Origin of the sequence: Bacteroides mediterraneensis (assembly GCF_025993685.1) — a bacterium.
GTDB classification, from domain to species: domain Bacteria; phylum Bacteroidota; class Bacteroidia; order Bacteroidales; family Bacteroidaceae; genus Phocaeicola; species Phocaeicola mediterraneensis_A.
In genome coordinates this window covers 600,975-619,771 of the sequence record NZ_DAJPEN010000001.1, presented here as the reverse complement: position 1 = coordinate 619,771, position 18,797 = coordinate 600,975, and the positions used below count along the sequence as shown (strand labels likewise).

The 18,797-nt window shown below is 41.4% G+C and carries 20 protein-coding genes and 3 tRNA genes; 15 read left to right on the top strand and 8 right to left on the bottom strand.

The features are described from left to right. Positions 1–116 precede the first annotated feature (116 nt). Positions 117–1,013 (top strand): AraC family transcriptional regulator, encoded by an 897-nt coding sequence (locus OIM59_RS02500; RefSeq protein WP_303894719.1) that lies wholly within the window; start codon positions 117–119, stop codon positions 1,011–1,013. A gap of 114 nt (positions 1,014–1,127) precedes the next feature. On the opposite strand, the gene OIM59_RS02495 is transcribed toward OIM59_RS02500, so the two are convergent. Beyond that, the gene (locus OIM59_RS02495; RefSeq protein ID WP_303894716.1) at positions 1,128–1,502 is read right to left on the bottom strand and encodes a hypothetical protein; all 375 of its coding nucleotides are present in this window, start codon (positions 1,500–1,502) and stop codon (positions 1,128–1,130) included. A gap of 785 nt (positions 1,503–2,287) precedes the next feature. Between OIM59_RS02495 and OIM59_RS02490 the strand changes: the two genes are divergently transcribed. The 10 genes from OIM59_RS02490 (at position 2,288) to OIM59_RS02445 (ending at position 10,972) form a co-directional block, all read left to right on the top strand. After that, positions 2,288–4,105: a DUF3945 domain-containing protein gene (locus OIM59_RS02490; RefSeq protein WP_303894714.1), complete on the top strand. Its 1,818-nt coding sequence runs from the start codon at positions 2,288–2,290 to the stop codon at positions 4,103–4,105. Positions 4,106–4,149: 44 nt separating this feature from the next. Beyond that, positions 4,150–4,410, top strand: a complete 261-nt coding sequence (locus OIM59_RS02485; RefSeq protein ID WP_004326355.1) for a DUF4099 domain-containing protein — start codon at positions 4,150–4,152, stop codon at positions 4,408–4,410. A gap of 78 nt (positions 4,411–4,488) precedes the next feature. After that, entirely contained in the window at positions 4,489–6,258 is a 1,770-nt protein-coding gene (locus tag OIM59_RS02480; protein WP_303894710.1) for a DNA topoisomerase, read from the top strand. Positions 6,259–6,549: 291 nt separating this feature from the next. Continuing rightward, on the top strand, positions 6,550–6,765 hold the full coding sequence (locus OIM59_RS02475; RefSeq protein WP_087247554.1) for a hypothetical protein: 216 nt from the start codon (positions 6,550–6,552) through the stop codon (positions 6,763–6,765). 18 nt (positions 6,766–6,783) lie between these two features. Further along, complete coding sequence (locus OIM59_RS02470) at positions 6,784–6,993, top strand: hypothetical protein (RefSeq protein WP_303894703.1); 210 nt, start codon at positions 6,784–6,786, stop codon at positions 6,991–6,993. Positions 6,994–7,011: 18 nt separating this feature from the next. After that, a complete protein-coding gene (locus OIM59_RS02465; protein WP_303894700.1) occupies positions 7,012–8,073 on the top strand; it encodes a PRTRC system protein E in 1,062 nt (353 codons plus the stop codon). 45 nt (positions 8,074–8,118) lie between these two features. Beyond that, on the top strand, positions 8,119–8,340 hold the full coding sequence (locus OIM59_RS02460; protein ID WP_004326366.1) for a PRTRC system protein C: 222 nt from the start codon (positions 8,119–8,121) through the stop codon (positions 8,338–8,340). A 36-nt stretch (positions 8,341–8,376) separates the two neighbouring features. Next, positions 8,377–9,486 (top strand): peptidase, encoded by a 1,110-nt coding sequence (locus OIM59_RS02455; protein WP_303894686.1) that lies wholly within the window; start codon positions 8,377–8,379, stop codon positions 9,484–9,486. Between the two features lie 5 nt (positions 9,487–9,491). Further along, complete coding sequence (locus tag OIM59_RS02450; protein WP_303894684.1) at positions 9,492–10,193, top strand: PRTRC system protein B; 702 nt, start codon at positions 9,492–9,494, stop codon at positions 10,191–10,193. Continuing rightward, positions 10,190–10,972: a PRTRC system ThiF family protein gene (locus tag OIM59_RS02445; protein ID WP_303894681.1), complete on the top strand. Its 783-nt coding sequence runs from the start codon at positions 10,190–10,192 to the stop codon at positions 10,970–10,972. Before OIM59_RS02450 ends, OIM59_RS02445 begins: the two co-directional genes overlap by 4 nt. A 628-nt stretch (positions 10,973–11,600) precedes the next feature. On the opposite strand, the gene OIM59_RS02440 is transcribed toward OIM59_RS02445, so the two are convergent. Next, entirely contained in the window at positions 11,601–12,149 is a 549-nt protein-coding gene (locus tag OIM59_RS02440) for a hypothetical protein (RefSeq protein ID WP_303894678.1), read from the bottom strand. A gap of 304 nt (positions 12,150–12,453) precedes the next feature. Next, the gene (locus tag OIM59_RS02435; protein WP_287677883.1) at positions 12,454–12,759 is read right to left on the bottom strand and encodes a helix-turn-helix domain-containing protein; all 306 of its coding nucleotides are present in this window, start codon (positions 12,757–12,759) and stop codon (positions 12,454–12,456) included. Between the two features lie 326 nt (positions 12,760–13,085). Between OIM59_RS02435 and OIM59_RS02430 the strand changes: the two genes are divergently transcribed. After that, positions 13,086–13,382: a helix-turn-helix domain-containing protein gene (locus OIM59_RS02430; protein WP_303894672.1), complete on the top strand. Its 297-nt coding sequence runs from the start codon at positions 13,086–13,088 to the stop codon at positions 13,380–13,382. Next, on the top strand, positions 13,357–13,659 hold the full coding sequence (locus OIM59_RS02425) for a helix-turn-helix domain-containing protein (RefSeq protein WP_303894668.1): 303 nt from the start codon (positions 13,357–13,359) through the stop codon (positions 13,657–13,659). Before OIM59_RS02430 ends, OIM59_RS02425 begins: the two co-directional genes overlap by 26 nt. A 63-nt stretch (positions 13,660–13,722) precedes the next feature. Here the strand turns inward: OIM59_RS02425 and OIM59_RS02420 are convergent, their stop codons facing one another. From OIM59_RS02420 to OIM59_RS02405, 4 genes are all read right to left on the bottom strand, one after another. Then, complete coding sequence (locus OIM59_RS02420) at positions 13,723–14,946, bottom strand: site-specific integrase (RefSeq protein WP_297273801.1); 1,224 nt, start codon at positions 14,944–14,946, stop codon at positions 13,723–13,725. Between the two features lie 242 nt (positions 14,947–15,188). Next, positions 15,189–15,261 (bottom strand) — tRNA-Lys (locus OIM59_RS02415). 11 nt (positions 15,262–15,272) lie between these two features. Further along, positions 15,273–15,347: transfer RNA gene (locus OIM59_RS02410), tRNA-Cys, on the bottom strand. Between the two features lie 24 nt (positions 15,348–15,371). Further along, positions 15,372–15,443 (bottom strand) — tRNA-Cys (locus OIM59_RS02405). Between the two features lie 207 nt (positions 15,444–15,650). Here OIM59_RS02405 and rfbA point away from each other — a divergent pair. Beyond that, positions 15,651–16,544 carry a glucose-1-phosphate thymidylyltransferase RfbA gene (gene rfbA, locus OIM59_RS02400; protein ID WP_299173980.1) on the top strand — a complete coding sequence of 298 codons (894 nt, stop codon included), beginning with the start codon at positions 15,651–15,653 and terminating at the stop codon, positions 16,542–16,544. 20 nt (positions 16,545–16,564) lie between these two features. Next, the gene (gene rfbC / locus OIM59_RS02395) at positions 16,565–17,140 is read left to right on the top strand and encodes a dTDP-4-dehydrorhamnose 3,5-epimerase (protein ID WP_299173983.1); all 576 of its coding nucleotides are present in this window, start codon (positions 16,565–16,567) and stop codon (positions 17,138–17,140) included. Positions 17,141–17,187: 47 nt separating this feature from the next. Here rfbC and OIM59_RS02390 read toward each other — a convergent pair whose 3' ends face one another. After that, positions 17,188–18,741: a carbon-nitrogen hydrolase family protein gene (locus OIM59_RS02390; protein ID WP_072541913.1), complete on the bottom strand. Its 1,554-nt coding sequence runs from the start codon at positions 18,739–18,741 to the stop codon at positions 17,188–17,190. Between the last annotated feature and the right edge of the window lie 56 nt (positions 18,742–18,797).

Sequence of the window (18,797 nt, the reverse complement as noted above, 5' to 3'; positions counted from 1 at the left end):
GTTAACTTTATTATGCGACAAAAGTAACCATATAACAAATCAAACTATATGTAAAATATGATATTTAAAATGGAAGATTTGATGAAAATACATACCTTTGCAAAAATTCCCATATCATGAGAAACGAAATAAAAAAAAACTATAAATACCTTATCAGCAGCCAAAAAGACAAGGACTGGGGAATAACGGTAAATACTGTAGGATATGAAATTATTGAAAAGAACTACGAAACATATCCACCACGTACAGGTCATCCGGAACAATTTTTCTTTACCCCATCACGTGGTAGGAAATTGGACAGCTATCAACTTCTATATATAATAAAAGGTAAAGGGATTTTTTTTACCTCACCTGAGGATAGCATAGATATTAAGGAAGGCGACATGATTATACTTCGCCCAAACCAATGGCACAGTTACATGCCTGACAAAAAAACAGGATGGACTGAAATGTGGATTGGTTTTGAAGGTGTAAATATGGACAGTAGATTCAAAAACAATTTCTTCAACAAAGAACAAATAATATATAGGATAAGCGTACAAGACAATATCGTAAACCTGTATAATCAGGCTATAAAAGTAGCCAACGAAGAAAAAGCGGCATGCCAACAATATCTTGCCGGCATAGCAAATCTGATTCTTGGCATGACAATGTATTATGACTATAACAGATGTTTCGATACAGTTACTGAAGAACAAATAGACAAAGCCAAAATTATAATAAGAGAAAATCTACTGAAAGGAATAACAGCTAAAGATGTAGCTTCCCAAATAAACATGAGTTATTCATGGTTCCGCAAACTATTCAAGGACTACACAGGTGTATCACCTGCACACTATATTCAAGAACTGAAAATACAAGAGGCCAAACAATTATTGGCTAGTAATAAAATTAAAATAAAAGAGATTTCATTTTTTCTTGGATTTGATGATATAACATATTTCTTAAAAGTCTTCAAAAAATATACAGGATATACTCCCCTTGAATATAAAAAAACATTCTATAATAGTTAACACATTATTTATCACCTCTATATAAACAAACATTAACTAAATTTTAAAACTAATTACAAGCAATAATATTAACAATTAAATTCAATTTAAATGTTATGAGAGCCATAATGTATATTACAGCTCTTCATGTATGATAAAAATATCATCTACCTTTAGATTCCATTTATGACAATTTTCCTTTGATACATCTGTTTTCTTTACATCTTTATCAAAAATACCAACCCATTTTATTGACAGATTTTTGTCTGATACGTTTACCAGAACATATTCTAGCTTACTCATAATATCCCTCAGTATTTTTAATGCCACCACATTTAGGTTGAAGAAATCCACACCGTTATCCTTGTACTTTAGCTGGTTACCCTGAATACATACATCCTGCCCATAAAAAACATCTCTCAACTTTGGCTCTTCAACCTTACCATTATCACTGTAACAATTTTTTTGACCTAAATCTACTATAGGATACTTCACCTGTGAATAGCCCATCTGTATGCAAACTAAAACAATGGACAATAAAAATATTTTATATCTTTTAATTTAAATTTATCTTTATTATTTGACAACAAAATATACACAACAATATTATAAAAAATACATTACATAAGAATGTGATGGTAAACGCACATTTTTTAGTAATTAAGGACTTGTTGAGACTATAATCTCTCACAAAACTTAAAACTCAACACTCTCACTACATAAAACTTTTCGTGATTAAAATTTTAGTTATCCCTTCCATCAAAGATAAATCCCAATCCTGCTTTGCCAGCCACATTTATTCCTTTTTTCAGGAGAATTTTCCTTATGGCTTACGCCATGAAAATTCACCTGAAAAAGAATGCGGCGGCAAACGGATTAGAATTAAAGAAAAGATTACAGGGATTAACTGCGACCGACGTGACGCATAACCGTAAATCTAAGGCGGCTATCCTTATATTTTATATATGGCCTCACAAATACTGTGAATATCCACCTTCCCTAATAAAAAACATAGACTGCCTATCAACTCCCGAAATAAGACAGGGATTTCAGCTCACTCCGATCTGCATAGTCCGGTAGCTTCGCTATGCTTTTACACCTATTACACCTATTTTTTCTACTTCTTTTCATCCTTTTTTTCTGCTGTTTCTGCGTTCTTTCCTATCCTTCGTATGACATTTGATGACATCTAATGACATCTAATGCCATCCGTTTGTAAATCAAATGTTTACTCAATTTATCATCTTACATTTGGACTGTGAAACAAATCAAGTAGTCACTCAAAACAAAAGATTATGGCACAAGAAAACAGTCCTGACAAGGAAAAAAGGCAAGGCCGGACAAAGAAACCGGAAAAGCCTTATGTGGAACAAATTGACGAACTTCTGCTGGTACATAACAAGAATGACCCAAAGGAGGGTTTGGGAGTGGTCAGCAAGGCAGACGAGAATGGCAATTATCAGACGGTTACACCAGAAGAGAAGAATGAGAACTCATTCTTGAAATTCGACAAGAATTCAAGTATACTCGAAAACTTCATCAAGAATTTCTGGAGCCAGCTGAAGGAGCCTACGCATTTCAGGCTTATCCGCATGACCTTCAATGATTACAAGCAGAACAAACAGGCGATCAAGGAACTGGCCGAAGGCAAGAAGACAGATGCGGTAAAAGAATTCCTGAAACGCTATGAAATCGTACCGAAAGTAAACAATCAGAAAAACAGTCAAACAAAAGAGGAGGAAACAACAATGGCAAAGAAGCAGGAACAGACAACGCAGGCTCAGCCTGAACAGGTATCACAGGTGGAAGCTGCCGCACAGGGGCGCGAACAGCAGGAACCGCAACGCCAGCAGACACCCACGTACCGCTACAACGAGAACATGATTAACTGGGAGGAGCTGAGTAAATTCGGCATATCCAAGGAAATGCTGGAGCAGTCCGGACAGCTTGACAGCATGCTGAAAGGATACAAGACCAACAGGACCATGCCGCTGACACTCAACATTCCTGGGGTACTGACTGCCAAACTGGATGCGCGTCTTTCATTCATCTCCAACGACGGGCAGGTCATGCTGGGCATCCACGGTATCAGAAAGGAGCCGGAACTGGAACGTCCTTATTTCGGACATATCTTCACGGAAGAGGACAAGAAGAACCTGCGTGAAAGCGGGAACATGGGACGCGTGGCTGACCTTAACCTGCGTGGCAACACGACAGAGCCGTGTCTGATTTCCATCGACAAGAATACCAACGAACTGGTAGCCGTCCGACAGGAGCATGTCTATATCCCGAATGAAATCAAAGGGGTAACCCTGACTCCGGACGAAATCCAGAAACTGAAAAACGGAGAACAGATATTCGTAGAGGGGATGAAGTCCAATCAGGGTAAAGAGTTTAATGCCAATCTGCAATACAGTGCGGAAAGAAGAGGCATCGAATTTATCTTCCCGAAAGACCAGGCCTTCAACCAGCAGACGCTCGGCGGTGTACCGCTTTCTCCCATGCAGCTCAAAGCGTTGAACGAAGGACATACCATCCTTGTAGAGGATATGAAGAGAAAGAACGGTGAACTGTTTTCTTCCTTCGTTACCATGGACAAGGTTACAGGAGGGCTCCAATATACGCGACACAATCCGGAAACGGGAGAAATCTACATACCGAAGGAAATCTGTTCGGTACAACTCACACCGGAGGACAAGGAAGCGTTACGCAAAGGACAACCCATCTATCTGGAGAACATGATCAACCGTAAAGGTGAGGAATTCTCGTCATTCGTCAAGCTGGATCTGGTAAGTGGCAGACCACAGTATTCCAGAACTCCAGACGGTTTCAACGAACGACAGGCACCGGCCATTCCTGCTGAGGTTTACGGACACCTGCTTTCGGCACAGGAAAGAGCAAATCTTCAGGACGGAAAGTCTATCCTCGTAACGGGTATGAAAGGCCCCAATGGTAAACAGTTCGATTCATACATAAAAATCAATGCCAATACTGGACAAATGCAATTCTTCCAAGAGAATCCAGATGTCCGTCGCAATACTTCACAGCGTGCTTCACAGACTGACAATACCCAGCAGCAGGAACAGAAGAAGGGAGCAAAACAGGCTGTCTGAGCAAAACAGAATTCAAATCATCAACTACTAAAAAAGGAAAGAACATGAACAAGACCAATCATCATATCTACAAGGCTGAACAAATCGACTGGGAGAAACTGGAATCGGTAGGTATCAGCAGATCGCAAATTGAAAAGGACGGAAACATGGACCTGCTCCTTCAGGGAGAGGAAACCAATGTCATGTCCATTAAAATCAAGACTCCTGTATTTTCACTTACAATGGATGCCACACTCAGTCTGATTGAAGACGAGAATGGAAATCCGGTCATCAGCATAAACGGTATCAACCCTTCAGGTGAATAAATAAAAATCCATAATGTATCATATCTCTCTTTCCATACGGACTTACCGTATGGAAAGATATAAAAAACAGAATTTATCATGATTGCCATATTAACAGACAAACCAAGTGTAGGAAAAGAAATCGGAAGAATCATCGGTGCAACCAGAGTAAGAAACGGATATGTGGAAGGAAACGGCTACATGATAACGTGGACTTTCGGGAACATGCTGTCACTGGCCATGCCGAAAGACTACGGAACCCAGAAGCTGGAACGGAATGACTTTCCTTTCATCCCGTCCGAATTTGAACTGATGGTACGTCATACACGTACCGAGAACGGATGGATACCGGACATTGATGCCGTGCTCCAGCTTAAGGTAATCGAGAGAGTGTTTCAGGCATGCGACACCATCATTGCGGCTACCGATGCCAGCCGTGACGGGGAAATGACATTCCGCTATGTCTATCAATACCTGAACTGTACACAGCCCTGTTTCCGTCTGTGGATTTCCTCTCTCACCGACGAATCTGTACGTCAAGGCATGGAAAATCTGAAACCGGACAGCTGTTACGACAGCCTGTTCCTTTCTGCCGACAGTCGCAACAAGGCAGACTGGATTCTCGGAATTAACGCCAGCTATGCCATGTGCAAGGCGACTGGCCTTGGCAACAATTCCCTCGGACGGGTGCAGACACCGGTACTGGCTGCCATCAGCAGACGCTACCGTGAGAGGGAGAACCATATTTCATCGGACAGCTGGCCCATCTACATCAGCCTGCAAAAGGACGGCATCCTCTTCAAGATGCGCCGCACACAGGATCTTCCCGACAAAGAATCCGCAACAATGTTTTTTCAGGACTGCAAGCTGTCACATCAGGCACAGATTACCGGTATCAGTCACAGCGTAAAGGAAATACTTCCACCGGATCTGCTTGACCTGACACAACTTCAGAAGGAAGCGAACATCCGCTATGGTTTTACCGCATCAGAGGTGTACGACATCGCCCAGTCCCTTTATGAAAAGAAACTGATTTCCTATCCGCGGACTTCCAGCCGTTATCTGACGGAGGATGTGTTTGACTCGCTTCCACAAATCATGGCGCGTCTGCTATCATGGGAGCTGCTCCCTGCAGCTAAAGGAACTGGAGGTATTGATATATCCAATTTGTCCCGCCACGTAATAAGCGCAGAAAAAGCCAATGTACATCATGCCATCATCATTACAGGTATCCGTCCAGGAAATCTGTCCGAAAAGGAAATGCAGGTTTACAGACTTGTAGCCGGAAGGATGCTTGAGACATTCATGCCTCCGTGCCGTATAGAAACGACAAATGTTGAAGCGGTTTGTGCGGCACAACATTTCAAGGCCGAACAGACAAGAATCATTGAAGCCGGCTGGCATGACGTGTTCATGCGTTCCGACATGGTCCAAAAATCAGGATATTCCGTCAATGAACTCCCCGAAGTAAAGAAAGGTGATAACCTGAATGTATGCGGATGCAACATGGTACACAAAAAACAACTGCCGGTAGATCCGTTCACGGATGCAGAACTGGTGGAATACATGGAACTGAACGGACTGGGCACGGTATCTTCACGTACCAATATCATCCGTACACTGGTTAACCGTAAGTATATCCGTTATTCAGGGAAATATATCGTTCCGACCCCGAAAGGTATGTTCACCTACGAAACCATCCGTGGAAAGAAAATTGCGGATACTTCACTTACAGCAGACTGGGAAAAACAGCTGGCCGGACTTGAAAGCGGAATGATAACCGGGCAGGACTTTCTTAATAGAATCAGGACTCTCGCCAAGGAAATGACCGATGACATTTTCAACACCTATTCCACAAAAGAAGAATAACATCCATATCAATATAACCACAAGAATGCAGGCCGTAAGGTCTGCATTTTTTGTGTCCGTACAGAAAAGAATCTGTTTTTCCGCTTTTAAGCGGCAAAGGTCTTGGATTGCCTGCCTTTTGCCGCAAGGCTGCCCTGAAGGGCTTGGCTGGACAGGAAAAAATCATCCTCGCTACGCTCCGGTATTTTTTCCTGCCAGGCCTTGCGCAAAAAGGCAATCCAAGAGGCCGGAGGCCTATAAAATCGGGAAAACACATCCCGATGGGATTATTCATTCATAAAATTAAGGATTATGGAACTACAGATTATCGAAAGTATCAGCAAGCATGCGGTAACCCTGGTACTGGTTATCGGAATACTTATGCTGACAGACAAAGGTATCATGCCTACAGGTATGATTGCAATGCTCCTGCTCACCGGAGGAATCATAGGATTTCTTTTCAGAGCTCTTCTACTGATTGTCAGGATAGCATTTATCTTTTTCATTGTCGGACTCCTGTTTTTCTAACCAATAAAACCAACATATATGAAAACAAGTACATGTATATCTTCTGCTCCTGTCATGCCGGCTGTATGGCCACAGAACGAACATATCAGACCGGTCAAAAGACGCCTGTCCAATACAGTTGATGAACCTAAAAACATCGGCTACTATCTGGAATCTCTGCGTGATATTGCAAGCAGACCGGACAGAAAGGATGTCCTGAAAGAATTCTTCAAGGAAACTTATGTATAACCATAAAATTTTTCAATTATGTTTTTTCAATCAATTTATCAGATGATTACAGCAGGAACGGATTTGAATATCAATATCCGTAAAGTGGACAACAGCCTGAGCGTAGCAGTCATGCCAAGGCGGAACAGTCTGAAAGAGGATACGCGGCAGAACATGGTGCCGCTGGTAGTGAACGGAACACCGACAGAACTGGATATGGGTTTCCTGCAGACCATACTCCAACCGATACAGAAGGTACAGGGACTGCTTGCCAATGCGGAAAATTTCGAGAAACAGGCAGAAAAGGCTACATCACAGGCCAAATCATCCAAGGCTCCAACAGTACCAGCCGAATCAAAGGAAGCCAAGGAAAAACGGGAAAAGATGGAAAAGCTCCTCAAAAAGGCTGATGATGCAACTGCCGCAAAAAGGTTCTCCGAAGCAATGACATGGCTGAAACAGGCACGGGTTCTGGCTTCTGCCGAAAAACAGAAGGAGATTGATACCAGGATGCAGGAAGTACAGAAACAGGCCAGCGAAGGAAGTCTGTTCGGTATGGCAGAGGAACCGGCGCCGGTAATTCCCCAACCACAAGGCAGCATGAACGGTCAGCCACAGCCCGGTATACAAACAAGCATATTCCCGGAGCAGCAGACCCATACTATGAATCCTGAACCTGTCATGCAGTCTGCTCCACAACAGATTCCACAGGAAATGCCTCAACCGGTATATGGAACGAACGGAGCATATATCCAACCTGCTCCAAACCGCCCCGTAATGCAAGGAACAGGTATGCCGCAAGGAGCTACAATGCAGCCCTATCCGCAGCAGCAGGCTTACCAGCCTGAGACGGCTCCTTATCCACAACAACAGGTACGGCAGCCGACAAACGGCCATATACCGAACGGAACAGTACAGGTACAGAACGGAAACGGACGGGAATACCAGACTGCGCCGGCTACACATGAGACATTCTGCTTCGATCCGGAAGACGAGAATGACAGGGAACTTCTAAAAGAGGACCCGTATGCGGAATATCCGGATTTTCCGGCTGAATACCGTATGAAGGACGAGGCACAGGTAGAAATGGTATACTGCTGATATATAAAAATAAATGATTTGTAAAACCAATAAACAATAAACAATATGGCACTGGAAATTAAAGGAATGAAAAGAGTATTCAAGATGAAGAAGAACAGTCAGGAAATCGTACTGGACGATCCGAACGTAAACATGTCTCCGGCTGAAGTGATGGACTTCTATTCAATGAACTATCCAGAACTGACCACCGCGACCGTACACGGACCGGAAATCGAAGACGACCGGGCGGTATATGAATTCAAGACAACCATCGGAGTAAAAGGGTAAGGACATGAAAAAAGGACAACGTAAAAATAAAAAACCATGTACACAACTTACGGAACGGGCTTTGGAAAATTTAGCCAGACTTATCATATCGGAACTCGAAAATACGGACATAAGCCGGGGCATCAGGAGCAGAAAGAAAAGAAAACTCCCTCCAGCAGAAAGCCTCATGGTTTTCTGAACACGAGAATACCTTCCATCGCTCCCGACCTGTATGTGGAGAATGACAGGGATGTAACGGTAAATGTCACCACCAAAGAGAATCTTGATTTCCTGTACCGTTCAGCCATGAAATATGCGCAGCTCCTGGATGTGGAGCTGCCATACCATCCTACAGGCAGGACTTCCATAAGAGAAAAAATATGCCTGCTATATAATGCGCTGGATTCCATAGTATCTCATCATGTAAATCTGGAACTTGTCGGTGACAGGCTCCAGTTCTGTATCTATCACTTCCATGAATGGCCTGATTACACCCTGTTCCTGATACCGATAGATTTTACAGAAAGACTGAAAGGTGAAATCAAAAGGATCACACTGGAGTTCATCAGAAGGTTCATCAAGTATCACAGGATGATGGATATAACCGATACCCCTTATTTTGAAATGTCGGAAGTCTGTATCGATTATGTGGACTTTGAACAGCTTGATGAGGAAGAGAAAAAGGATTTGTACAGAAAGGAAAAGCTTTTCAGGTCATATGAGAAAGGGAGAATCCACAGGAAGCTGTGCCGGATGTACTCCAGAGCTTTCTGTAGGAATCTGGAAGAACATATCCGCAACTGTAATCCTTCCAGCAATAAGGAAAAAAGACTTTTGGAACTGATTACCGAAGGGCTGTCCCTGATTGCAAAGGACAGCCCTTATATCTTGAATTATGACTATGATTATGCAAGCGAAAAGGAAAGGGATTTCGAGCCACCACCACTCGAATATCAGATTCTGCTTACATATTCCATTACGGATACGGTTACCAAAGACATGGAAAGCTGTTTCAGTACTGACTGTCAGGAAACATATAACCAGACTCCCGTATCATTTACATTCATCACACCGGAAACTGAAAAACTGTTCAGACCAGAGAATTATCCGGAACGGTTCTCAAAATGGTTTGAGAAATTTGTAGAACATGTTACCTATAATTTATAAACATCATGAATGAACTGACCCAAAATATTCAAAAAATGATGGTGCCGAAGGCGGCTATCATAGCCTACAAGTATGAAGACAGAAGAAATTCTGACACCAGGTACTTCATAGAATTGCGTCCCATCGGGAAAAGCGGACAGATGGGGGCAGGTATCCCCGTCACATACGAATTCATGAATACCCTGCTGGAATCCTACACGGAAGAAATGAGCGGGATACCGGCAGGAAGAGTCCCCGATAACATGCTGGCCTGCAATCCGAGAAAAGGACAGGAAGAATATATCTGGTACAATCCGCCCGGAAAGAGACAGATGTTCTTTCACAAGGATCTCAATATACAGGACGGCATATTCAATCTGCCGGGAATTGTTTATCATGTAAAAAACGGAAGCATGGACGTATTCGCCTTCAAGGGAAAACGTCCAATGGAGACGACTCCACTGTTCCGTGCCCCGTTCTTCAACGTGACCGGGTCAAGTGTCTGCCTTGGCAGCAGTTCTCTGGAAAAGCCACAGAACCCGACTTTCCTTTCCCTGCTGGAATACTGGGAAAAACGGTTCTGGCTGACTGAATTCTCCCATCTTGGAGGAAATGTCAATCCTACCGTTTCAAATCTTGTCATCGTCACCGAGAACATAAGAAACAATCCGTTCGATATGAACGAACTCAAGCCCATGAATAAAAAACTTAAAGACATACTTCCATGAAAAAAATACATTTTACCGACCGCTACCTGCTCAATCCGCGTCATCCAGTAACAGTATTCGTCATCGGAGCCGGAGGTACAGGCTCACAAGTGATAACCAATCTGGCACGCATGAGCATGGCACTTCAAGCATTGGGCCATCCGGGACTGCATGTCACCGTATTCGATCCCGACACAGTAAGCCAGGCCAATATAGGACGCCAGCTTTTCAGTGAAACAGAACTGGGACTAAACAAAGCCGTATCACTAGTCACACGCATCAACCGTTTCTTCGGATACACATGGACTGCCGAAGCGCAATGTTTTCCTACCAGGAATTTTTCTGAAGACAGCACAGCAAATATCATCATAACCTGTACGGACAATATACGTTCACGTCTTACGCTTTGGAAGTTCCTGAAGAAAGTCCGCAAAGAAAACTTCAGTGACCATTCGGCTCCCATATACTGGATGGATTTCGGGAACAGCCAGACAAAGGGACAGGTCATCATCGGGACGGTACGTGAGAAAGTTCTCCAGCCTTCTTCACAGGAATATATTCCCATGCCTAAAATGAATGTCATCACTGAGGAAGTGGACTATGCAAAAATCAAGGAAAAGGAATCGGGGCCGAGCTGTTCTCTGGCAGAAGCCCTGGAAAAACAGGATCTGTTCATTAATTCCACACTGGCACATATCGGATGTGATCTGCTCTGGAAAATGTTCAAGGAAGGAAAGACACTGTATCGCGGTGTCTATGTCAATCTGGAGACATTGAAAGTGACCGCAATCCCGGTATAACGTCACTATTGGTACAGTAAAACTTCATATTATCATAAAACTGATAATACCAAACCATATATTGAAGAATTATACAACACAATCAATAATACAGCACTTGACTAATATACTAATGTCTGACATATAACATACAGATACATGAAGCCCCTAGCAGTTACTCCGTTGGGGACTTTTTATTTACTCTGTTATTTCTACAGAGTTTACTTCCTAATCTGCTACAACACTTTCGTAAAGGCCGTTCCCTATTGTCCGAAGTTCACTTTATATCCGTCCTTCCTTAATTTTTCAGTAAACAGATTTACTTTATCTTTGCAGCCAACAGATATTACAAAATGTGCAAGTCCTTTATAAATCTCCTCTACCTGTCGGTGTGTTTATCCCAGATTTATATATCAGTTCTATTCTGCACTGTTTTTGTCGTAATACAAGAAATATGAAGTAAAGTTTTTAATCGAATTATTATAAAACTCACTCGCTTCAAAATTGAAATAATATATAAAATTTTAAGTAATTATATATCATCTGCCCCAATTGCCAGACATTCTATTTTCATACTATTGCTTATAAATATTTATAATTCTGTTTTTATCTTTATTTTTCTCTATGGCCTTTTAAACTATTTGATATTTTACATACAATACAATTCACAAGGTTTACCAGTTGATTTGTGATCAATGTTTATTAATATTTTCAGTTGAATATTTTTTTGCTTTCCGATACATGAGAAATCAACATTCTCTATTACATGGCAGCCATTAGCTTCACAAACCTTGTCAAATTCTATATGTCTCTTTCCTTTTTCTGCTATTCCATGCGAATCTATAATAATAAAAAGAGGTTTTTTTTCTAAAATAGAATGAAGGACTTCTTCACATAGAAAAGTGTCTGTAGCGAAATACATATCCGTTCCGTATTCGTTTTTCTCCAAATTAGCTGTATGTAATAGTAAAGCCATATTTTCAAGAGTAGTAAAACTTTTAACATTATCCAGTTTGGGCATTCCATTCTGACAATCAAGAACCATTGCTGTGATATTGTATTCAGATTTTTCCGGAACTGTTGTATAACAATCCAAGTGAGTACCGACATGTCCTCTTGCTCCTATTCTGTCGGCCTGTGCATCAGCCCATTTGATAGGAGGAGAGTTTTTATCTAATTTTATATGTAGCGATTTCATGTATTTTTTCGTTTATTCTTAATTCAATGAGTAAAGGTATATAAAAAACTATAGTTTCAGACTGTTTCTAGTGAGAAAATTATAATTTGTCACAATAACACGGATTCATAAGATTTGCCAAACAAAATTATTTATATTAGTTCTGTTACATATATCTATGTTAACAAAACCAGATATCTTTCTGTGTGGCTTCGTTTACTAACACTAAAAGCGAGAAAAAATAATAAAATATAATCTCACTACAATGCATAAGTGACCGTATGATCTCTTTATCAGAATAACGGCCACTTATTGTTTTAATTAGCTACTTATTATTTACTATATTCTTACCTCGCTGGAGCAGGAAACTCTGTATCTCTGAGGCGAGATAGAATGATTTCCCGTTCTTTTCCACCGAGTAATATTTAATCTTTCCCTCTTGCCTGTAACGTGCCAGAGTTCTTTGTGACACACCAAGGAGTTCTGCCAGATCCACATTATCAAGAAGTTTATCCCCGTTCATACATTCTTTCAAACGGTTCATCTGGTCCAGTTTCTTTTCAATGCGGGCAAACCCCTCTACCATGGTTCCTATCAGTCTTTCGAGTATCTCATTATCTATATATGACATAATTCCAATGTTATTAAGTGAATAAATCGATACTCTCTTCGTGCGCACTCTAAGAGTATGTACTTATAGTAGTGAAAATAGTATGCCACATAGTTCATATTTATTTTATATTACCACTTAACTGCTGATAATCTGAAACATACAGAATAATGTCTAAATATTAGTGTAAACCAAAAGTGTAAACTATATAATACGGAAATCAAGTATCGGTTAACATGATTAACTTTCATGACATCTAATGAATTTTGATGCTATCTGATGAAGCAATCAAACATAATATATATTGCAGCAATTACCTTTATCCCAACAATCCTAAAATACCAAATATGGAAATAGTCAATATTGAAGCAAAAACATTTCAAGAAATGCTAGATGCATTATTTAATCTAGAAAAAGAAATCAATTTATTGCGAAATCAACACCCTAATTGTCAGCTAAATGAATGGTTAGATAATCAAGAAGTATGCGAAATACTAAATATTTCACTCAGAACATTACAGTACTTAAAGAACCGTGGGAATATTACATTCACTCAAATTGGCCGCAAAACGTACTATCATAAACAAGAAGTCATGAATCTAATTAAGGGACAGCAATATGGGAAAAATACTGACAAAAAATGATAAAGAAATCATCGATTTCTTTAACCGAATCCAAGATTTAAAGGAGATTTTAAAATCACTTAAAACTTATCAATTGAGAAGTCTCCAAAATGAACAGTATATAACAGACTCTGAACTTGCGGAAAAATTAAAACTTTCAAAACGTACTTTATCCGAATACAGGTGTAATGGAATATTACCTTATTATCAAATTGGTAAAAAAATTCTTTATAAAGAAAGTGATATTGAAGAGTTATTAGCTAAGAACCGGACAAACATATTCGGCACCCAATTTTAACTGATAAATTTAAAATCACAAGAAGGAATAGCTTGTAAACAATTCCTTCTTGTGCCCCTTTTTTCATTGTCTAAAGCTCCGTTCAACATTTTCCATATCATTCAATATGGACTGATCCAAAACTTTCGCATAGTGTCTTGTCATATTAAGATTGGCATGTCCAAGGATCTTTGCAACATTCTCCATCGAAACTCTATTTGCCAAAAAGACTACTGTAGCAGCTGTATGCCGTGCAACATGTGTTGTTAATTTCTTCTTTATACCACAAATATCAGCTATTTCTTTCAAATATGCATTGGTTTTCTGATTACTGGAGACCGGCAATAACAACCCCTTAGCATTTGTTGATGCAAAATCCTTATACTTTTCTAGAATTTCTTTTGCAGCACTAAGCAAAGGAATGTTACACATTTCCTTCGTTTTCTGTCTCATTTTTCGAATCCACATATTTCCCTGGGCATCTTTAATTAAATCCTCAGCAGTTAATTGAGAAACATCCACAAAAGCCAAACCCGTGAAGCAACAAAACACAAAAATATCACGAATACGCTCCAGTCTTGGTATCGTTATTTTCTTTTGTCTGATACGTTTCAATTCATCGTTAGATAAAAAATCTACATTAACTTCTTCAGCTTTAAAACGAAGTCCAAAAAAAGGATCTCTTTTAATCCAATCATTACCTATAGCTATACGTATTACTTTCCGGAAATTTTTTATATGCTTAAGAGCTGAATTATTCTGACACGACTTCTCGGTCTTTAAGAAAAATTCAAAATCTCTAACAAATTCCTGATTAATCTCGGGAAGGGGGATATCATCTTTACGATACCTCTGTTTAAGAAACTGCTTTAAATATAACAAAGTCGTATCAAATTTTCTAACCGTCCCTTCCACATATTCTTTACCAATAAGTGCACGACATTTATCATTGTGATCTTCGAAAACTTCCAACAACATCTTTACATCATTACCACAATATCGATTTATTATAGCATTTGCTGTAACAGGAGTAGACATGTCCAAAACTAATTCTCGATGTATCTGGTGCATTTTTAAACGGATAGCTTCAAGATAACTATTCAGTTCTCTTGCAACTCTGTCTTTTCCAAGAGCACACCCTTTAGCTGGACTCCAACGATTAACCAAAATACTGCGTTTAATTCGGATCTCTGCTATTTGCTTATTCAATGTCAAACGCAAACAAATTGGTGCTTCACCATTTTTTAGAAGTTTTGTCTTCTTAATAAAGAACAAAATGCTCATTGTTTCTCTTTCTTCTCTTGCCATAAACCAATTTCTTTTGTTTCTACAAATTTAATTTATTTACCACAAGATGAATTCATGCAAAACACTGATAAATAATGAAATAGAATCATATCCGTGGGACTTTTTTAGGGGCTAAAAAAAGTCCCACGGATAAGTCCTTTCTTTCTTTCCGAAAACCACCTTATTCTGCATAGTAAAAAACAAAAAAGTTCTGAAAATCAATTGATTTTCAGAACTTTTCTACTTTTTGCACTAATTTGTTGTACACCCTCAGGGATTCGAACCCTGGACCCACTGATTAAGAGTCAGTTGCTCTACCAACTGAGCTAAGAGTGCATCTTGTTGTTTGGAGGTTCCTGGCGGATTCGAACCGCCGTACACGGTTTTGCAGACCGCTGACTAAGCCACTCATCCAAGGAACCGATGTTCTCTCTTTCTAATTTGCGAGGTTCCTGGCGGATTCGAACCGCCGTGCACGGTTTTGCAGACCGCTGACTAAGCCACTCATCCAAGGAACCGAAATGTTCGCCGCACTTGTTTTTCTCAAATGCGTTGCAAAGGTACAACTATTTTTGAAACTTACAATACCTGAGGAAAGGAATTTGTGATTTTCTTTACAAAAAGCATCCAATATTCCCTTTCCACCTTAATGATAATAGGCAGAAACTTTGAGTTCTCACAAAAAACTTTTTTCTTTGCAGCAAACTAATTAAAATCATTCAACCATGAAAGGTATTGTTCTTGCAGGAGGGTCGGGCACTCGACTCTACCCTATAACCAAAGGGGTCTCCAAACAACTTCTTCCAGTTTTTGACAAACCCATGATTTATTACCCGATATCTGTGCTGATGCTGGCAGGGATACGTGATATTCTGATTATTTCTACTCCTTACGACCTTCCCGGATTCCGTCGGCTGCTAGGAGACGGAAGCGATTTCGGCGTACATTTTGAATATGCAGAACAGCCTTCCCCCGACGGACTGGCACAAGCATTCCTGATTGGAGAAGAATTTATCGGAAACGATGCGGTCTGCCTGGTCTTGGGTGACAATATTTTCCATGGAAACAGCTTCACGGTGATGCTGAAAGAAGCGGTCCGTATGGCCGAAGAAGAAGGAAAAGCGACCGTTTTCGGCTATTGGGTGAGCGACCCGGAACGTTATGGAGTGGCTGAATTCGACAAGGAAGGAAATTGCCTGTCCATTGAAGAAAAGCCTCAGCACCCCAAGTCCAACTATGCCGTGACAGGCCTTTATTTCTATCCAAACAAGGTGGTGGAAGTAGCCAAACAAATCAAGCCTTCCGCCCGCGGTGAACTGGAAATCACTTCGGTGAACCAGCGTTTCCTGGCCGACGGAGAACTGAAAGTCCAGACTTTGGGAAGAGGATTCGCCTGGCTGGACACCGGCACACACGACTCGCTGGCAGAGGCATCCACCTACATCGAAGTAATTGAAAAACGACAAGGACTGAAAGTTGCCTGCCTGGAAGGAATAGCCCTGCGACAAGGCTGGATTACCCCCGAAAAGATGAGAGAACTGGCCCAGCCCATGCTGAAAAACCAATACGGTCAGTATTTACTGAAGGTCATCGACGAATTGCAAAAGAACAACCGATAAATGATATTAATCATTCACACATGGAAGTAATAAATACAGAGATTGAAGGGGTGGTCGTTATCGAACCCCGCCTGTTCAAAGATGAGAGAGGATATTTTTTTGAATCTTTTTCACAAAGAGATTTCGACAAGCAAGTACGCACCATCCATTTCGTACAAGACAACGAGAGTAAATCCAGTTACGGGGTATTACGCGGACTGCATTTTCAGAAACCACCGTTTGCTCAAAGCAAGCTGGTAAGAGTCATCAAGGGTTCTGTACTCGACGTGGCGGTGGACATCCGAAAGGGTTCTCCCACTTTCGGACAACATGTAGCTGTGGAACTGACCGAAGACAATCACCGCCAGTTCTTCATTCCACGAGGCTTTGCCCACGGATTCAGCGTACTGAGCGACGAAGTCATCTTCCAGTACAAGTGCGACAATTTCTATGCCCCCCAAAGTGAAGGAGCCATTGCCTGGAACGACCCGGCTTTGAAGATTAACTGGAAGATACCTGCCGAAAAAGTCATCCTTTCGGAGAAAGACAAACACCATCCGCTATTGGCAGAAGCCGACTGGCTGTTCGACTACCACGAGGACCTTTACAAAGAATAAGACACAAAAATCCCCGGATAACGAGATTGCCGTCCGGGGATTTTTTATCAATTATTTTCCTGTGCGTTCTTTTTCATACGCAATTCATACAAATCATTCCGGCGGTCACGCAGGTTACGCACACTACCATAGGTGTGAAGTTCATTCAATAAGTCCAAATCTACATCTGAAACCAGAATCATTTCGGTATTCGGAGTAGCTTCCGCACGTTTTCCGTCGGTCGGGAAAGCAAAGTCACACGGCGTAAAGACTCCCGACTGGGCATACTGGATATCCATGTTGTGCACACGAGGCAGGTTGCCCACACTTCCGGCAATCACCACGAAACATTCATTTTCAATGGCACGTGCCTGTGCGCAGACCCGTACACGTGAATAACCGTTCTGCGTATCGGTCAGGAACGGCACAAACAGAATCTGCATGCCCTGATCGGCCATCAGTCGGGAAAGTTCCGGGAATTCCACATCGTAGCAAATCAGCACACCGATTTTGGCACAGTCGGTGTCAAAGGTCTGTACTTTCTTACCGCCGCTCAACCCCCAGCTCTTCACTTCATCGGGGGTTACATGAATCTTCTCATACATTTCGTAAGTTCCATCACGACGGCAAAGGAATCCCACATTATAAAGTCCGCCGTCCTCTTTCACGTAAGGCATACTACCTGTGATGATATTGATGTTATGCTTGATAGCCAGGTTGATGAAACGGTCTCTGATATCTTCCGTATATTGAGCCAAAGCACGGATAGACTGGGCCTCTCCCATATTGTTGAATTTGGCCATCAACGGAGCATTGAAATATTCCGGGAAAAGTACAAAGTCGCTCTTGTATCCGGCCACCGCATCGATGAAGAACTCCACTTGTTCAAACACGTCATCCAATGTCTGATAGGAACGCATCTGCCACTGCACCAACCCGACTCTGACTGTGGTCTTCTTGTCAATGTACGAATCTGTAGGCGGCTGATAGTAAATATTATCCCACTGCAACAACGTAGCGCAATGCTTGGATTCCTCGTCGTTCGGCAGGTAATTACGCATCACACGACGTACGTGGAAATCATTCGAAAGCTGGAAGGTCAGCACCGGATCGTAGATTTCGCGCGAACGGACCTTCTCGATGTATTCCTTCGGACGCATCTGGTCGGCATATTTGTAATAGTTCGGAATACGTCCACCGAACATGATGGCTTTCAGATTCAATTTTTCACACAATTCCTTACGATATTCATACATTCGGCGGGCCAGGCGCAATCCCCGGTATTCCGGATGGATAAACACTTCAATACCATAAAGGATATTCCCTTTCGGATTGTGTGTGCTGAAGGTCTCATCTCCTGTCACCTTCGCATACGTGTGGTCTCCCTTGACCAAATCATAATCCACGATGATAGAAAGTGCGCATCCCACAATCTTGTCATCCACGACGGTTACAATCTGTCCTTCGGGGAAAATACGAATCAGTTTTTCTATTTGTGCATGTGTCCAGAACACATCCTTGTCTGCATAAACGCGAGTAAACGACTGGGCAAGCTGTGCATAGTCTTCAATCTGCAAATTTCGAAGCTCTACCTTGTTAATCTTCTTTTGAGTCGGTTCCATAATTTAACTAATTTTGTCCGTTATTTTTCTCGGGCACAAAAGTAATCATTTCCTCA

Excerpts from the sequence above, each read along its gene's own strand:
- OIM59_RS02500 (WP_303894719.1), top strand. The coding sequence starts at position 117 with ATGAGAAACGAAATAAAAAAAAACTATAAATACCTTATCAGCAGCCAA.
- OIM59_RS02495 (WP_303894716.1), bottom strand. The coding sequence starts at position 1,502 with ATGGGCTATTCACAGGTGAAGTATCCTATAGTAGATTTAGGTCAAAAA.
- OIM59_RS02490 (WP_303894714.1), top strand. The coding sequence starts at position 2,288 with ATGGCACAAGAAAACAGTCCTGACAAGGAAAAAAGGCAAGGCCGGACA.
- OIM59_RS02485 (WP_004326355.1), top strand. The coding sequence starts at position 4,150 with ATGAACAAGACCAATCATCATATCTACAAGGCTGAACAAATCGACTGG.
- OIM59_RS02480 (WP_303894710.1), top strand. The coding sequence starts at position 4,489 with ATGATTGCCATATTAACAGACAAACCAAGTGTAGGAAAAGAAATCGGA.
- OIM59_RS02475 (WP_087247554.1), top strand. The coding sequence starts at position 6,550 with ATGGAACTACAGATTATCGAAAGTATCAGCAAGCATGCGGTAACCCTG.
- OIM59_RS02470 (WP_303894703.1), top strand. The coding sequence starts at position 6,784 with ATGAAAACAAGTACATGTATATCTTCTGCTCCTGTCATGCCGGCTGTA.
- OIM59_RS02465 (WP_303894700.1), top strand. The coding sequence starts at position 7,012 with ATGTTTTTTCAATCAATTTATCAGATGATTACAGCAGGAACGGATTTG.
- OIM59_RS02460 (WP_004326366.1), top strand. The coding sequence starts at position 8,119 with ATGGCACTGGAAATTAAAGGAATGAAAAGAGTATTCAAGATGAAGAAG.
- OIM59_RS02455 (WP_303894686.1), top strand. The coding sequence starts at position 8,377 with ATGTACACAACTTACGGAACGGGCTTTGGAAAATTTAGCCAGACTTAT.
- OIM59_RS02450 (WP_303894684.1), top strand. The coding sequence starts at position 9,492 with ATGAATGAACTGACCCAAAATATTCAAAAAATGATGGTGCCGAAGGCG.
- OIM59_RS02445 (WP_303894681.1), top strand. The coding sequence starts at position 10,190 with ATGAAAAAAATACATTTTACCGACCGCTACCTGCTCAATCCGCGTCAT.
- OIM59_RS02440 (WP_303894678.1), bottom strand. The coding sequence starts at position 12,149 with ATGAAATCGCTACATATAAAATTAGATAAAAACTCTCCTCCTATCAAA.
- OIM59_RS02435 (WP_287677883.1), bottom strand. The coding sequence starts at position 12,759 with ATGTCATATATAGATAATGAGATACTCGAAAGACTGATAGGAACCATG.
- OIM59_RS02430 (WP_303894672.1), top strand. The coding sequence starts at position 13,086 with ATGGAAATAGTCAATATTGAAGCAAAAACATTTCAAGAAATGCTAGAT.
- OIM59_RS02425 (WP_303894668.1), top strand. The coding sequence starts at position 13,357 with ATGGGAAAAATACTGACAAAAAATGATAAAGAAATCATCGATTTCTTT.
- OIM59_RS02420 (WP_297273801.1), bottom strand. The coding sequence starts at position 14,946 with ATGGCAAGAGAAGAAAGAGAAACAATGAGCATTTTGTTCTTTATTAAG.
- rfbA (WP_299173980.1), top strand. The coding sequence starts at position 15,651 with ATGAAAGGTATTGTTCTTGCAGGAGGGTCGGGCACTCGACTCTACCCT.
- rfbC (WP_299173983.1), top strand. The coding sequence starts at position 16,565 with ATGGAAGTAATAAATACAGAGATTGAAGGGGTGGTCGTTATCGAACCC.
- OIM59_RS02390 (WP_072541913.1), bottom strand. The coding sequence starts at position 18,741 with ATGGAACCGACTCAAAAGAAGATTAACAAGGTAGAGCTTCGAAATTTG.